The sequence below is a fragment of the Chitinophaga lutea genome (genome assembly GCF_003813775.1).
GTDB lineage: Bacteria > Bacteroidota > Bacteroidia > Chitinophagales > Chitinophagaceae > Chitinophaga > Chitinophaga lutea.
In genome coordinates this window covers 1,529,975-1,545,231 of the sequence record NZ_RPDH01000001.1, presented here as the reverse complement: position 1 = coordinate 1,545,231, position 15,257 = coordinate 1,529,975, and the positions used below count along the sequence as shown (strand labels likewise).

The window sequence follows — 15,257 nt, the reverse complement described above, 5'->3', positions numbered from 1 at the left end:
CATCTGATGTTTAAGTTAAAAAAATTATTTCACGCCGCTGCTGATACGGGTAGCCCATATGAGCGCCTGCGCGGAGTCTTTGTCTATAATGCTGTCCAGCAGTGCCTTGTGCAGATGCTGTGATTCCAGAAACGAGACGGTATCTGTATATCTGTCTTTAAACGATTGTATCAGATGGGTGGCGATGGTTTTATACAGGTCCACCATGATTTCATTCCCCGATGCCACGGCCACGGCGGTGTGAAAATCCACATCGGCGCGGCGGCAGGCTTCCACGTCATTCGCTTTGGCGGCTTCGTGCCGCTTTTTGAGGAAAGCCTTCATTTTCACGATATCTTCCTTGGTGCGGTGGATGGCGGCTTTTTCCGCGATTTTCACTTCGAGCAGCAGCCTCACTTCATTGAGGTCCTGAAAGTGGGCCCGGTTAAACCGTTGTGCCAGCGGCTCACCCAGTGCCTGCTGCGAGATCACGAAAGTGCCCAACCCCTGCTGTACCCGCACCAGCCCCGCATTCACAATCAACCTGACGGCCTCGCGGATGGTGGAACGCCCCACCCCGAACTGTTGCATCAGTTCGGGCTCGGTCGGCAACTGCTGCCCTACGGCATACGTGCCGGAACCGATCAGCTGCCGCAATTGCGCAGCCACTTCGTCCGCAAGGTTTTTACGTTGTAGAGGTTGAATGTTCTTCATCATATCATCTGATGTTTGCAAAGGTAACATAAACTTCATCAAAAAATAAAATCATTCTTTTAGATGGAGAAGTGATGAAAAGCTGCTTCAAAAACCGGCATAAAACATTAAATTTGTAGTCCTTTGTAGTCAAATAAAAATTGTTATCCAATGGCATTACCTAAATTCATGATTGCAGATGACCCGGTAACGGATCCGGATAATGAATACATCTTCCATACGGAGAAGCCGCGGTTTTTCGCCAAGCGGGTGGAGGAAGATGAGGAAGTAGCCTACATCGATATTGTAGAGGAAATTGACAACGTGGAAGAATATTTCCACGGTGAGCCCGAAAAGAAACAGGAGCTGCTGGATGAGCTGGAGGACTGGTATTATTCCTACATGGAGTGGCTGGAAGAAGACGAGGATGATGAGGACGAGGATTGAGCCGTTTTCTTTGATCTACTTTTTGAGCAGCCTGTTCCCCCTGTCAACAGCCGGGTTCCTGAGATAGTACCCGGTGGTATGGGTGCAAGCCGCATTATTTGACGCATCCGCCAGATGGGTGTCCTGCTGAATGGCGCGGACCGGATTACTCCGGTTGCATCTTAGCCAACCCTGCTTACGGGTGGCAACTCTGGCATTTAAGCCTCTTTGGGGCAGTATGATTATTGGATGTAATACTCCCCTTGTTGTTGCACATTTCCTTTTGGATTGTTGGAGCCAGTGGACACTTCTCTATAACCAACAGCGCCTTTTACTCCCGCATTGTTCCCGTTATTACGGTCATTGCCACCCAATGGCAAGCTTCGTTCAAGCCGGCGGAACGCTTTTGCTGCCGCAAATCTCCTTCCGGGGATGATTGGACGTGGGAGGGCAACCTCGTCATAACCGATAGTACTCTTTTGCTCCCACATAGTTCCCGTTGTTGAGGTAATCGCCCCCCAATGGCAAGCTTTGCTCAAGCCCGCGAAACGCTTTTGCTGCCGCATATTCCCCTCCGGGGATAATTGGACGTGGAAGGGCAACCTCGTCATAACCGATAGTACTCTTTTGCTCCCACATAGTTCCCGTTATTGAGGTAATCGCCCCCAAATGGCAAGCTTTGCTCAAGCCCGCGAAACGGTTTTGCTGTCGCATATTCCCCTCCGGGGATAATTGGACGTGGAAGGGCAACCTCGTCATAACCGATAGTACTCTTTTGCTCCCACATAGTTCCCGTTATTGAGGTAGTCACTCCCGAATGGTAAGCTTTGTTCAAGGTAGCGAAACGCTTTTGCTGCCGCATATTCCCTTCAGGGATTGTTAAACCCTGGAGGCAACTTCGTTGCCACCAACGTAATAGTTCCCGTTATTGCGGTAATCGCTCCCAAATGGCAAGCTTCAATCAAGCCGGAAGGCTTCGGTTGCCGCATCCTTCCGGTCATTGTCCGAATAAAGCACTGCCTTTCCGTGCAAGGGTTTTAATTTCTCCGCATCCCACGTCATTCAAATATTACACCCGCGAGTTATTTCCCCGATACCGCTTCACAAGCCGTAAATTTGTAACCAATACACATCCCGCTGTGTTAAATATTGAATATGATCCAGGAAAAAGAAAACAACCGTGGACTGCATCGCTGGCAAATGCAGCTGCATGAGCTGATCTACGAATCGGAGAAACCGGCAGGCAAAGCCTTCGACGTGGCGCTGCTCGCCTGCATATTACTGAGCATCGTAGTAGTGATGCTGGACAGTGTGGCCTCCCTGCACGACCGTTTCGGCGGATTTTTCTATGCACTGGAATGGATATTCACCGGCCTCTTTACCGTGGAATACATCCTGCGCCTTATCTGTATCCGGCGCCCGCAACGGTACGTATTCAGTTTCCTGGGTATCATCGACCTGCTTGCCATCATTCCCACCTACCTGAGTATCCTGTTCGTGGGCGCCCAATCCCTGATGGTGCTGCGAGCGTTGCGGCTGCTGCGCATCTTCAGGATTTTCCGCCTCGTGCATTTTATCTCCGAAATGCGATTCCTGACCGTGGCGGTCATGAACAGTATGCGCAAGATCAGCATCTTTATTTTGTTTGTGCTGACGGTGGTGGTGATCCTCGGGTCGGTGATTTACCTGGTGGAAGATGAGAATAGTGGATTCACGAGTATCCCGCAATCCGTGTACTGGGCCATTGTAACGATCACCACCGTGGGGTACGGCGATGTGGCACCTGTTACCACCGCGGGCAAAATGATCGCCAGTTTTATAATGCTGCTGGGTTACGGCATCATTGCGGTGCCTACCGGTATTGTGACCACCGAAATGGCCATCGCAGCGAGAAACAGGTCGCATTCCAACCAGGCCTGCCCGTCGTGTGGCAAAGAAGGCCACGACCATGACGCCCGCTTCTGCAAATATTGTGGGTCTGTCCTGTAGCCGTTAATTACACTGACCAAGGGCGAAATAAATGATTACAAAAACGAGCACGGTGCCCAGGCAGCCGCCTCCCAGTTTCTTGGCGCCATAACCGGCTATAATGGCTCTCCAGAATTTGTTCATATGCGCGATGTTTTTGTTTCTTTAATGTAACACTTTTTCCTGGCTTTTGATCACTTGCCGGTTTCACTATGCGGTGCATCCACCGGTTTTGATTCGGGAGAACCCCATTGCCGGAGAAAAATTGACAAAACGATAATGGAGCCCACCGCCAGAAATTCACTCTGCCAGTTCTGGAACGATTCGAACCAGAATTTCGAATTGAGCAGGTATTCCGATACGGATGCCGGCGGTTCGTGCGCCGCCAGCTGTTCGATGTTGTAGGTGCCTCTGCTGCCGATAAAATGCAATACGAACGAAACCGCGAAGAGGAAAAAAAAGGCCAGCGACAGGGAATGTTTGTAAAGCCTCAGCCACCAGCCGCCCTTGTTCACGGGCCAGGGCGCATCTTTCCCGGGTTTCGGTTCCCTGTCTACCGCCTCTTTTTTATCCAGGTCTTTGGATTCGGCAGATCCTTTCTGCCGCAATATCACCGTCAGTATCACATACATCCCCATCTGGAGAAACTCACTTTCCCAGTTTTCGAAGGTGGCCTCAAAAAAATGAGGGCTACCAAGGTATGGGCCAAAGCGCAGCGGCTCCATCCCTTTTTCTTCGAGTTCCTTGTTGAACTGCAGCCAGCCGGTATAAGCCTGCCCTATCCAGCAGATCAGCAGGATGCCGAAGAATACGATCGACAGCCCGTTGCGGTAAAGAAACGAATGTTGCTGTTTCATATCATTTGCAGATGTGGGCGGATCTGTATTTCAACAAGGTCGCATCGCTGCGGCTGTGTCAGTACGTATAACACGCATGCGGCAATGTCTTCCGCCTTCAGCATTTCCAGGTTGGTTTCTTTTTCACGCTGCTCTTCGGGCGACTGCGGCTGCATATCGGTGCCCACCGCGCCGGGCTCGATGAGGGTCACCTTAATGCCCAACGGGTTCACTTCCTTGCGCAGTGATTGAGACAGCCCCTTGATGGCGCTTTTCGTGGCCACATACAGGGAACTGCCTTTTTCTTTCGTTTCGGCGCTCATGGAGCCGATGTTGATAATGTGCCCGCTGCTGTTGCGGCGCATACGCTTGATGGCTTCGGCGGCGCAGGCGACGTACCCGAGCAGGTTGGTGTTGATAATGTATTGCCAGTCGCTGTAATTGCCTGACATGATACCGGCATACCCGAGTGCGGCGTTGTTGATCAGCACGTCGATGTCGCCGAGCGCCTCGTCTGCCTTTTCAAAAACGTACGCTACATCACTTTCCCTCGACACATCGGCGGTGATGCCGGTGATGTTTTTCTCCACGCCGGCCTTGCGGGCATCGCTCAGGGTATCATTCAGCTCATTTTCGTGCCTGCCGAAAATGAAAACCTTCGCGCCCTTCGCTGCCAGCAGCAGGGCGGTAGCGCGACCGATACCGGTGGTGCCGCCGGTTATCAGGATGTTTTTCTGCATATTTTCCATGATCAATGTTTTTTGTGTTTCTGGCGATGGGCCCGATGAATTCACCTACACACGTTTCCCGGATTATAAGTGGGAAAAGTAAAATCATCACATTGGTGCTGCTGTATCGGAGGACGCGCTACGGGTAATGATAAATGTTGCACTTTGGCCAGCATTCCTGGAGAAATCCCTGTCATATTCAACGGTAATTATTGTCTTACTTCATAAAAAATGATGCCATACGGCGCACGGCTGTTTTCCGTGGCATATGATTTGGACTTTTTCTCACAGCACTAAACCCATGATTATGAATACAAGAGACGGACGCTGCGTCAGCCTTTGGCAAAACAGCTCAAGCATATACCAGGCACGGCCCGTTACGGGCGACAATAGCTTTTATGACGTCATCATTGTAGGGGGCGGTATTACCGGTGTGAGCACGGCTTTGCAGCTGCAGGAGGCCGGTAAGAAATGCCTGCTGCTGGAGGCCAATCACCTCGGGTTCGGTACTACCGGCGGCACCACCGCACACATTAATACGCTGCTGGATACGCCATACACCACCATCGGGAAAAACTTCGGGCAGGAGAACGCTATGCGCACCGCGCAGGCGGTAAAGGATGGCCTGATGCACATCAGGCGAAACATCGATCACTACGCCATCCGGTGTGGCTTTTCTGATGCAGATGCGTATTTATTTGCACAAGATGAGGCGCAGGATAAAAAGTTGCGCGACATTGCGGCCGCCACCCTGGACGCCGGCCTCCATGTTACCACCACACCTGAAATTCCGGTGCCCGTGCCCTTTACCCAGGCTATTCGTGTGGAAGGCCAGGCGAAATTCCACCCGATGCAGTATTTGTTCGGTATCGCAAAGGCATATGAACACATCGGTGGCGCTATTATCCAGCGTTGCAGGGTAACGGGAGTTGAAAACAACGACCTGGTTGAAGTGGAAACAACGGGCGGTAAATTTACCGCAAGAGACCTGGTGTATGCCACGCACATCCCTCCGGGCGTGAATATCCTGCACCTGCGCTGCGTGCCTTACCGCAGCTATGCCATGGCGGTTACCCTGGAAGATGAACAGTACCCTGAAGACCTGGCGTACGACATGTACGACCCCTATCATTATTACCGCACGCAGGAAGTGGACGGGCAAAAGTATCTTATTGCCGGTGGTAAAGACCATAAAACGGGTGAAGAGCCGAATACGGAAAGCTGCTTCACCCAGTTGGAAGCACATGTCCGGAAATATTTCGCAATAAAGGAGATCGCATTCAAGTGGTCGTCGCAGTTTTTTGAACCGGCAGACGGATTACCTTATATCGGGCATCTTCCCGGCCAGCCTGAAAATATTTACGTGGCCTGTGGTTATGGCGGCAATGGTATGATATACAGCAGCGTGGCGGCCACCCTCATCACCAAACTCATCATGGATGAAGTAAGCCTTTATGCGGCGTTGTTCGATCCTAACCGCATTAAACCGGTGGCGGGTTTCAGCAATTTCATCAAACACAATGCAGACGTGGTTCGGCAGTTCGCCGGGAAATTATTCCCTTCGGATAAATTATTACAGCTGGCGGATCTGGCCCCGGATGAAGCGAAAATCGTGCAGTATGAAGGAAAGAAACTGGCCATATATAAAGATGCGGCCGGGCAAATCCACGCCGTCAGCCCGAACTGCACGCACCTGCAGTGTGATGTAAAATGGAATACCTCGGAACAGTCGTGGGATTGCCCCTGCCACGGATCCCGTTTCGACGCGGACGGTTATGTATTGACGGGCCCGGCGGACCGTGACCTGGAAAGGGTAGCCATCGAATCGGTCAAGAAAAGCAAAGTGTTTTAAAGCTGTTTTCAGCAAAACTGCCGCTTAAACGGGCCGTATTTGATAGAAGGGAAGAAGGTGGTGTGACAGCAGTATCGTATCGGTCAATAAACTGCGCTGTTGAGAAAAATATGAATGCATCGAACATCGAAGGAGGGCAGATAGAACCAGTCTGTTTTCACGAGCCGGTTTTTCACCCTGGTGAACAGGCTGAATTCGTAGGAGCGATTGCTTTGAAAGTAGCTGGCCGTTTGTCGCAGTTCTTCCAGGATAGATGCGCCCTTTTGCTGGGTGTTGTAATCCACATAGCACATCGGGCCTTCCGGGGTGGTAAATATGAGCCTCGATTCCATGATGTCAGGTTTTAAAATAAATAATGGAAGAGTAATGTAGCACTTTTTACCCACTTTCCGCGGCTATTAACAATTGGGCTTAAAACGACTGTAGTTCCCGTAACTGCTGTTTCTCCGGGATGCCGATGATAAACGTGGTGCCGTTATCCACTTCGCTGGTAGCGGTGATGGAGCCGTTGTGGTGTTCCATGATTTTTTTGCAGATAGACAGGCCGATACCGGTGCCTTCGATTTCGTGGTAGCTATGCAGGCGCTTGAAAACGGCAAAGATGTCTTCGAGGTACCGGTTGTCTATGCCAATGCCGTTGTCGCTCACGAAAATCTGGTAAATAGGGACGTTGACGTCTCCCGCCGTGAGCCTGCGCGCGTAGATATGTACCACCGGCGGCACCTGTTTTTTCCTGAATTTGATGGCGTTGCTGAGCAGGTTGTTGAACACCTGCCGCATCATGGTGGGAATAACGGGGATACAGGGCAGCGGGTCTACCTGGATGCTGGCCTGTGTTTGCTGGATGTTGATTTCAAGCTCAGATACGGCTTCTTTGACGATCTCGTTGAGGTCGGCTTCCACAAAATCCCAACCCTGCGCGGAATGGCGTGAAAAACGCAACAGGTCGTCCACCAGTTGCTGCATCCGGCGGGCGGCTTCGCTGATTTTAGACGTGTATTTGTCTAGCTCCGCGTCTTCGGTGGCTTTGGAGCGGATCATATCCGTGAATATCCTGATTTTCCGGAGTGGCTCCTGCAAGTCGTGCGAAGCCACATATGCGAACCGGTCCAGTTCTTCATTGACCTTCTTCAGGTGCACGTTGCTGCGGTGCAGCTGCCGGTTGAGTTCCCGCACTTTCAGCTCGGACGCTTCTTTTTCCTCTATTTCCCGCTGTAGCTGCGCATTGGCCAACAGCAGGCTTTTTTCCTGCTCCAGCAGTGAATGGGTTTTGTGGTACAGCTCCACGAACAGGCCTACTTTGATGCGGAGCAGCTGGGGATTGATGGGTTTGTAGATAAAATCCACCGCTCCCACATGGTACCCTTTATAGATGGCCTCTTCTTCATGGCTGTGCGCCGTGATGAAGATGATGGGAATGTGTTTGAGCTTTTCGCGCTGGTAAATCAGGGCGGCGGTTTCAAAGCCGTTTATATCCGGCATCTGCACGTCCATCATGATCAGCGAAAAATCAGTGTCCTGCAAAAGCGCCTTCAGCGCGGCACGCCCCGAATCGGCTTTTACGATGGTATACTGCTCCCGCTCCAGGATGGTTTCAATGGAGAGGAGGTTGTCCTGCCGGTCATCCACCACTAATATTTTTACAGGGCTCTTATTCACGGTGTGTTTGCTTTAGGCTGTTTATCTGTATAGCCAGATACGCATGAGTGACAGTAGTTGATCTATTTTCAAAGGTTTCGTTATATAGTCCGATGCGCCGGCTTCCAGGCATTTTTCCCGGTCGCCTTTCATGGCTTTGGCCGTTACCGCAATGATCGGCAGGGCGTTGTTTTTGTGCTCCCGCCGTATTTTCTGCATCGTTTCATAACCGTCCATTTCGGGCATCATGATGTCCATCAGTACAATATCCACATGGTTGTGCTCGCCGAGTATGCTCATCGCCTCCTTGCCGCTTTCGGCCGTGATGGTATTGATGTGGAACCGTTCAAATGCGGTGGTGAGGGCAAACAGGTTGCGCACATCGTCGTCTACCACCAATACCGTTTTATTGCTCAGCACATCTTTCTGCGAACGCACGTCTTCTATCATTTTCCTTTTTTCCGGAAGCAGGCTCTGATGGTTGATATGCAGCTGCAGGATGGTTTCTTCGAGCAGCAGGTCGAGTGAATTAACGTCTTTGAGTAGTATTTTATTGGCGTATTGTTTCAGTTTCGCTTTTTCGGTTTTGGAAAAATCTTTAGCGGAATACACGATCAGCGGCGTGGCGTGCTGCCGGTGGCTCGCCTGGATACTGGCCAGCAGGTCGGTGCCTTCCATGTCTGGCAGCATGTAATCGGCGATGATGCAATCGTAGGTGTGGGCTTCGAGCTGTTCCAGCGCGTGGCGGCCGTCGGTCACGAAATCGAGCTGGATGAGCTCGCCGTTTTCGAGGATGCGGGCGATCTGTGAAGCATCGGGCTGGTTGTCTTCCACCACCAGCACCTTTTTCTGCTTGCGGTCGTTCTGTGTGCTGATGGTCTGGAACAGCACGGTGAGGTCTTCGGCCTTCAGCGGTTTGAGATTGAAACTCCTTGCCCCGCGCTGCATGGCTAGCAGCCTGTTTTCTTCCCCGGATATGAGGTGGATGGGGATGTGGCGGAGGTTCACGTCGTTCTTGAACAGGTCGAGTATGCGCCATCCGCTGGCATCGGGCAGCTTCACGTCGAGCGTAACGGCAATGGGATTGTATTTGTTGGTGAGGTCGAACACCTCCCCGAAACTGATGGCCACCACTACTTTCAGCCCCATTTCATGGGCCTTTTCCTGCATGATGCGGGCAAAGCGCACATCGTCTTCGATGATCAGCACCACCTTGTCGTTTTCCATGATGTTGTTACGGTCGTCGCCGATGTCGTTGATAATCTCGTTGAGGCTCTCGAGGTCCTTGGTTTCGGGCGCTTTCGGCGCTTCGAAGGGGTGGGCGGTGATCCTTGGTTTTTCTTCCAGCTCGGTATCGGGCGTATACTGCAGCGGCAGGTACAGGGTGAAGGTACTGCCCATGCCGGCCTCGCTTTCCAGCTCGATGGACCCGCCCAGCAGATCCGCCAGGCCGCGGCTGATAGACAACCCAAGACCGGTGCCGCCGTATTTACGGCTGGTAGAACCTTCGGCCTGCTGGAATGCCTCGAAGATGATGTTCTGTTTATCTTTCGATATACCGATTCCCGTATCGCGGATCTCGAAGGCCACCACCTGCTGGGCATTGTCGAGGTTGCTGTTCTGTACTTTCCAGGTGTGGCCGGCCTCGTATACCCGCAGTTTCACTTCGCCTTTTTCCGTGAACTTGAACGCATTCGACAGCAGGTTCTTCAGAATCTGGTTGAGGCGCTGCACGTCCGTTTCGAGTGTTTGCGGCAGCTTGTCGTCGATTTCCACGCTGAAGCGGAGGTTCTTGTTTTCGGAGATATGTTTGAAAGTGGTTTCCACGAATGCGATCACCTCGTGGAAGCGGACTTTGATGAAGTCGGTGGAAATGTAACCTGACTCGATCTTCGACAGATCGAGGATGTCGTTGATCAGCTGGATGAGGTCGTCGCCGCAGCTGTGGATGGTTTTGGCGTAACGTACCTGCTTTTCGTCGAGGTTGCCGTCGTGGTTCTCGTACAGCTGCTGCGCCAGGATGAGCAGGGAATTGAGCGGCGTCCGCAACTCGTGGCTCATGTTGGCGAGGAACTCGGATTTATATTTGGAGGTGAGCTGCAGCTGTTCCGCCTTTTCTTCGAGCGAACGGCGCGCTTCTTCCACCTCGCGGTTTTTCTCTTCCACTTCGTTTTTCTGTTTCACGAGCAGGTGCGCTTTGTCCTGCAGCTCTTCATTCGCTTTGCGGAGCTCGTCGGCGAGCGACTGCGACTGCGCCAGCAGATCTTCCGTTCTGGAATTCGCTTCGATGGTGTTGAGCACGATGCCGATACTTTCGGTCAGCTGGCTGAGAAAGTCGAGGTGTGTCTGGCTGAATGCGTCGAAAGCGGCAAGCTCGATCACGGCTTTGATCTCGGTTTCGAAAAGTACCGGCAGTACGATGAGGTTGAGCGGCGGGGCGGAACCGAGGCCGGAGGATATTTTGATATAGTCGCCCGGTACGTTGGTGAGCAGGATGCGTTCCTTGTCAACCGCGCACTGGCCTACCAGGCCCTGACCCAGCGCGAATTCGCGGGCGATGTGCGATTCTTCGCCGTAGGCGTAGGAGGCCAGCAGTTTGAGTTTGGGATCATTCATGTTTTCATCCTGCTTCAGGATGTAGAACATGCCTTTTTGGGCGTTCACCACCCGCGCCAGTTCGGAAAGGATACGGTTGGTCACGGTGTGCAGGTCTTTCTGGCCCTGCAGCATCTGTGTGAAAGTGGCGAGGTTGGATTTGAGCCAGTCCTGTTCCTGGTTTCGGAGCGTGGTCTGTTTGAGGTTGGTGATCATCTGGTTGATGGTATCTTTCAGCTGTTCCACTTCCCCTTTCGCTTCCACGCGGATCATCTGCGTCAGGTCGCCTTTCGTTACGGCGGAGGCCACGGCCGAAATGGCGCGCACCTGCGTGGTGAGATTTTCGGCGAGCTGGTTCACGTTTTCGGTGAGGTTTTTCCAGATGCCGGAGGCGCCGGGTACGCTCGATTGACCGCCGAGTCTCCCTTCCACGCCCACTTCCCTGGCCACGGTGGTTACCTGGTCGGCAAACACGGCCAGTGTGTCGATCATTTCGTTGATGGTTTCGGTGAGCTGGGCCACCTCCCCGCGTGACACCACCGATAACTTCTGTTTCAAATTACCGGTGGCCACGGCGGTTACCACTTTTGCAATCCCCCGAACCTGGTTCGTAAGGTTGGAGGCCATCATGTTCACGGAGTCCGTGAGGTCTTTCCAGGTGCCGCCCACACCCTGCACTTCGGCCTGTCCGCCGAGTTTCCCTTCGGTGCCCACTTCGCGGGCCACGCGGGTTACTTCGAATGCAAAGGAGTTGAGCTGGTCCACCATGGTGTTGATGGTATTTTTCAGGTCGAGGATTTCACCTTTTACGTCGATAGTCACCTTTTTGGACAGGTCGCCGGAGGCCACGGCTTTTGTTACTTCGGCGATGTTGCGCACCTGTGCGGTGAGGTTACCGGTCATGTTGTTCACGGAGTCCGTGAGGTCTTTCCAGGTTCCGGCTACGCCCGGCACAAACGCCTGGCCGCCGAGTTTACCGTCCGTGCCCACTTCACGGGCCACGCGCGTTACTTCGGAGGCGAACGCGCGGAGCTGGTCCACCATCGTATTGAGGGTTTCTTTCAGCTGGAGGATTTCACCGCGCACGTCCACGGTGATTTTCCGGCTCATGTCGCCGTTGGCCACGGCAATGGCCACGTCCGCGATGTTACGCACCTGGGCGGTGAGGTTGCCGGCCATCATGTTCACGGAGTCGGTAAGGTCTTTCCAGGTACCGCCTACGCCGGGCACGTTGGCCTGGCCGCCGAGTTTCCCTTCCGTGCCTACTTCGCGCGCCACGCGGGTCACCTCGGAGGCGAACGCGCGGAGCTGTTCCACCATCGTGTTGATGGTGTTTTTCAGTTCGAGGATCTCACCTTTTACGTCCACCTCGATTTTACGCGAGAGGTCGCCGTTTGCCACCGCAGTGGTTACTTCGGCGATGTTGCGCACCTGTGAGGTGAGGTTGGAGGCCATGATGTTCACGGAGTCGGTGAGGTCTTTCCAGAGCCCTTCCACGCCGGGCACACTGGCCTGGCCGCCCAGCTTGCCTTCGGAGCCCACTTCGCGGGCCACGCGGAACACTTCGGAACCGAATGCGTTCAGCTGGTCCACCATGGTGTTGATGGTATTTTTCAGTTCGAGGATTTCTCCTTTTACGTCTACGGTGATCTTACGGGAGAGGTCGCCTTTCGCCACGGCCGTGGTTACTTCGGCGATGTTACGCACCTGTGCGGTGAGGTTGGAGCCCATCTGGTTTACCGATTCGGTGAGGTCTTTCCAGGTACCGCCCACGCCCTGCACTTTGGCCTGGCCGCCGAGCTTGCCTTCCGTACCCACTTCCAGCGCCACACGGGTCACTTCGGAAGCGAACGAGTTGAGCTGGTCTACCATCGTGTTGATGGTTTTTTTCAGTTCGGCGATTTCGCCGGCCACGTCTACCGTGATTTTTTTGGAGAGGTCGCCATTGGCCACGGCGGTGGTCACTTCGGCGATGTTACGCACCTGCGCGGTGAGGTTGGAGCCCATCTGGTTCACGGAATCGGTGAGGTCTTTCCAGGTACCACCCACGCCCTGCACTTTGGCCTGGCCGCCGAGCTTGCCTTCCGTACCCACTTCCAGCGCCACACGGGTTACTTCGGATGCGAAGGAGTTGAGCTGGTCCACCATCGTGTTGATGGTGTTTTTCAGTTCGAGGATTTCTCCTTTTACGTCTACGGTGATTTTGCGGGAAAGGTCGCCTTTTGCCACGGCGGTGGTTACTTCGGCGATGTTACGCACCTGTGCGGTGAGGTTGGAGCCCATCTGGTTCACGGACTCGGTCAGGTCTTTCCACACACCGCCCACGCCTTTTACGGTGGCCTGGCCACCCAGCTTGCCCTCGGATCCTACTTCGCGCGCCACGCGCGTTACTTCGGCGGAGAAGGAGTTGAGCTGGTCCACCATGGTATTGATGGTATTTTTCAGTTCGAGGATTTCGCCCTTTACGTCTACGGTGATTTTGCGGGAAAGGTCGCCGCGCGCCACGGCCGTTGTAACCTCGGCGATGTTACGCACCTGGCCGGTGAGGTTGGAGGCCATCTGGTTCACGGAGTCGGTGAGGTCTTTCCAGGTACCGGCCACGCCTTTTACCTGCGCCTGGCCGCCGAGTTTGCCGTCCGTGCCCACTTCCCGGGCCACGCGGGTTACTTCGGAAGAGAAGGAGTTGAGCTGGTCCACCATGGTGTTGATGGTGTCTTTCAGCTCCAGGATTTCCCCTTTCACGTCTACCGTGATCTTTTTGGAAAGGTCGCCCTTCGCCACGGCCGTTGTTACGTCCGCAATGTTACGCACCTGCGCGGTAAGGTTGCCGGCCATGAGGTTTACGGAATCGGTGAGGTCTTTCCATACGCCGGCCACATCCTTCACTTTCGCCTGGCCGCCGAGTTTCCCTTCGGAGCCCACTTCGCGGGCCACGCGGGTTACTTCCATGGAAAAAGCGTTGAGCTGCTTCACCATACCGTTCACTTCGGTGGCGATGCGGGCAAATTCGCCCTGCAGTTCGTGGTCGCCGATCTGCAGGGTCATTTCGGTAGACAGGTTGCCCTTCGCTACCGACCCGATCACATGGGCGATCTCTATCGTAGGGTGAACAAGATCGGAAATGAGCGTATTGATGGAGCCTACGGCCGTTTCCCAGGAGCCGCGGGCGGTACGGGGCATGGTCACGCGGTGGTTCAGTTTGCCCTGTTTGCCGATGGTATTGCGGGCGAGGTTCAGTTCCTCCACCAGCGTTTCATTCAGGGAAATAATATCGTTGAGGGTATCGCAGATCTTGCCGGTCAACCCGGTATTATCAACGGGCATACGGGCGCTGAAATTCCCGTTTTTGACTTCTGAGAGCACGTGCAGGAGCTGGCGGGCGTCGAGTTCATCATGGCCGTTCGTAGAAGGCTGTGGAATTATTTCCACACTTCGGGCGGCAGATTTGGCTGATTCCACGGTTTTTTTCCGGGTCGTCATTGTAAAGGAATTTCAGTACAGGCAATATGTTATTGAAATCGGTATGCATATTCTTGTTAACACTGATATCAAAACCAAACATTAATTTTGTATCGCGATCATATTAACCTTGATTATATGCAATTTTTAGGCCATGCCCTCAGGTCTGTTTTGCTCGCGGAAGATGATCAGGACGATCAGGAAATGCTTGCGTATGCCTTCAGGGAGATTGCCCCCCAGGTTGCTGTGATCAGCGTGCCGAACGGCAAAAAGTTTATGTCGTACCTGGAAAGCATCGGAGAAGGGGAACTGCCTGCGCTGATCATCCTGGATTACAACCTGCCGGAAGTGACGGGCGCTGAAATCCTGAACCTGCTGAAAAGCGACCGGCGCTATGCGCATATTCCGAAAATTATCTGGAGCACGTCTGCCTCTCCCGTATACCGCGCCATCTGCAAAACGCTGGGCGCCAGAGATTATATCGTTAAACCGAGCGATATGGCGACCTATTTATCCACGGCCAGGCATATGTTAACCTTCATCGAAGAGCCGATGCGCTAACATGTTATTGAATGCGGTGAGGAGATAATCCGTGTAATATTTCTGCACATGGAGCGCAGGCGCCTCACTCGCCTCACTCGCCTCCAGTTTCCCTTCGAGCAGAATTTCCTTCCTGAACGAAATGGCGTAAAAAGCAAACAGCTGATGGTCGCTTTCGGGAACGGGCGTGGCGTAACCGGTGATGGCGATTCCCCAGTCGCTGCGGAAAAGATCGGTCACATTGCGCGCCATTTCCACAGCCACCTTCCTGTCTACACAATTACACTGCTCCGCATGAATGGGCTCTACATGGAGGTGTTTATATTTCTGCCCGAGATTATAGGCTGTAATACCGCCCTGGAAAAAGCGGATGGCCTCTTCGGCGCTGGCCAGCGCCAGCTGCAATAATCCCGCGGTAACGCTTTCGGCTACGGCAATGGTCTGGTTTTTCCGGATCAGCTGATCCTTGATATGATGAAGCACGGTTTCGTCGAACATATCCTATCAGAGATAAAATCTGTGCCAGAAGCAACTGGCATTATT

At 53.3% G+C, this 15,257-nt stretch carries 12 protein-coding genes; 4 read left to right on the top strand and 8 right to left on the bottom strand.

The window, feature by feature from the left end:
• Positions 1–24: 24 nt before the first annotated feature.
• Positions 25–696, bottom strand: a complete 672-nt coding sequence (locus EGT74_RS06040; RefSeq protein WP_123845622.1) for a FadR/GntR family transcriptional regulator — start codon at positions 694–696, stop codon at positions 25–27.
• 147 nt (positions 697–843) lie between these two features.
• On the opposite strand from EGT74_RS06040, the gene EGT74_RS06035 reads away from it, so the two are divergent.
• Positions 844–1,119, top strand: coding sequence for a hypothetical protein (locus EGT74_RS06035; protein ID WP_123845621.1), 276 nt, complete (start codon positions 844–846; stop codon positions 1,117–1,119).
• 221 nt (positions 1,120–1,340) lie between these two features.
• On the opposite strand, the gene EGT74_RS27045 is transcribed toward EGT74_RS06035, so the two are convergent.
• Positions 1,341–1,589, bottom strand: a complete 249-nt coding sequence (locus tag EGT74_RS27045) for a hypothetical protein (RefSeq protein WP_123845620.1) — start codon at positions 1,587–1,589, stop codon at positions 1,341–1,343.
• Positions 1,590–2,253: 664 nt separating this feature from the next.
• Here EGT74_RS27045 and EGT74_RS06025 point away from each other — a divergent pair.
• Positions 2,254–3,087, top strand: coding sequence for an ion transporter (locus EGT74_RS06025; protein WP_123845619.1), 834 nt, complete (start codon positions 2,254–2,256; stop codon positions 3,085–3,087).
• Between the two features lie 173 nt (positions 3,088–3,260).
• On the opposite strand, the gene EGT74_RS06020 is transcribed toward EGT74_RS06025, so the two are convergent.
• A complete protein-coding gene (locus EGT74_RS06020) occupies positions 3,261–3,923 on the bottom strand; it encodes a DUF6766 family protein (protein WP_123845618.1) in 663 nt (220 codons plus the stop codon).
• Positions 3,920–4,651: an SDR family oxidoreductase gene (locus EGT74_RS06015; RefSeq protein ID WP_123845617.1), complete on the bottom strand. Its 732-nt coding sequence runs from the start codon at positions 4,649–4,651 to the stop codon at positions 3,920–3,922. Before EGT74_RS06015 ends, EGT74_RS06020 begins: the two co-directional genes overlap by 4 nt.
• Before the next feature lie 286 nt (positions 4,652–4,937).
• Here EGT74_RS06015 and EGT74_RS06010 point away from each other — a divergent pair, with 286 nt between their 5' ends.
• The gene (locus EGT74_RS06010) at positions 4,938–6,482 is read left to right on the top strand and encodes an FAD-dependent oxidoreductase (protein WP_123845616.1); all 1,545 of its coding nucleotides are present in this window, start codon (positions 4,938–4,940) and stop codon (positions 6,480–6,482) included.
• Positions 6,483–6,565: 83 nt separating this feature from the next.
• Here EGT74_RS06010 and EGT74_RS06005 read toward each other — a convergent pair whose 3' ends face one another.
• From EGT74_RS06005 to EGT74_RS05995, 3 genes are all read right to left on the bottom strand, one after another.
• Complete coding sequence (locus EGT74_RS06005; protein ID WP_123845615.1) at positions 6,566–6,814, bottom strand: hypothetical protein; 249 nt, start codon at positions 6,812–6,814, stop codon at positions 6,566–6,568.
• A gap of 79 nt (positions 6,815–6,893) precedes the next feature.
• The gene (locus EGT74_RS06000; RefSeq protein WP_123845614.1) at positions 6,894–8,141 is read right to left on the bottom strand and encodes a sensor histidine kinase; all 1,248 of its coding nucleotides are present in this window, start codon (positions 8,139–8,141) and stop codon (positions 6,894–6,896) included.
• 21 nt (positions 8,142–8,162) lie between these two features.
• A complete protein-coding gene (locus EGT74_RS05995; RefSeq protein ID WP_123845613.1) occupies positions 8,163–14,195 on the bottom strand; it encodes a HAMP domain-containing protein in 6,033 nt (2,010 codons plus the stop codon).
• A gap of 117 nt (positions 14,196–14,312) precedes the next feature.
• Here EGT74_RS05995 and EGT74_RS05990 point away from each other — a divergent pair, with 117 nt between their 5' ends.
• Positions 14,313–14,735, top strand: coding sequence for a response regulator (locus EGT74_RS05990; protein ID WP_123845612.1), 423 nt, complete (start codon positions 14,313–14,315; stop codon positions 14,733–14,735).
• On the opposite strand, the gene EGT74_RS05985 is transcribed toward EGT74_RS05990, so the two are convergent.
• Positions 14,706–15,212 carry a CinA family protein gene (locus tag EGT74_RS05985; protein WP_123845611.1) on the bottom strand — a complete coding sequence of 169 codons (507 nt, stop codon included), beginning with the start codon at positions 15,210–15,212 and terminating at the stop codon, positions 14,706–14,708. The two genes, EGT74_RS05990 and EGT74_RS05985, sit on opposite strands and share 30 nt — an antisense overlap.
• Between the last annotated feature and the right edge of the window lie 45 nt (positions 15,213–15,257).

Coding starts and splice junctions, on each gene's coding strand:
- EGT74_RS06040 (WP_123845622.1), bottom strand. CDS start 696: ATGATGAAGAACATTCAACCTCTACAACGTAAAAACCTTGCGGACGAA.
- EGT74_RS06035 (WP_123845621.1), top strand. CDS start 844: ATGGCATTACCTAAATTCATGATTGCAGATGACCCGGTAACGGATCCG.
- EGT74_RS05985 (WP_123845611.1), bottom strand. CDS start 15,212: ATGTTCGACGAAACCGTGCTTCATCATATCAAGGATCAGCTGATCCGG.
- EGT74_RS06010 (WP_123845616.1), top strand. CDS start 4,938: ATGAATACAAGAGACGGACGCTGCGTCAGCCTTTGGCAAAACAGCTCA.
- EGT74_RS06020 (WP_123845618.1), bottom strand. CDS start 3,923: ATGAAACAGCAACATTCGTTTCTTTACCGCAACGGGCTGTCGATCGTA.
- EGT74_RS05995 (WP_123845613.1), bottom strand. CDS start 14,195: ATGACGACCCGGAAAAAAACCGTGGAATCAGCCAAATCTGCCGCCCGA.
- EGT74_RS05990 (WP_123845612.1), top strand. CDS start 14,313: ATGCAATTTTTAGGCCATGCCCTCAGGTCTGTTTTGCTCGCGGAAGAT.
- EGT74_RS06005 (WP_123845615.1), bottom strand. CDS start 6,814: ATGGAATCGAGGCTCATATTTACCACCCCGGAAGGCCCGATGTGCTAT.
- EGT74_RS06015 (WP_123845617.1), bottom strand. CDS start 4,651: ATGGAAAATATGCAGAAAAACATCCTGATAACCGGCGGCACCACCGGT.
- EGT74_RS27045 (WP_123845620.1), bottom strand. CDS start 1,589: ATGTGGGAGCAAAAGAGTACTATCGGTTATGACGAGGTTGCCCTCCCA.
- EGT74_RS06025 (WP_123845619.1), top strand. CDS start 2,254: ATGATCCAGGAAAAAGAAAACAACCGTGGACTGCATCGCTGGCAAATG.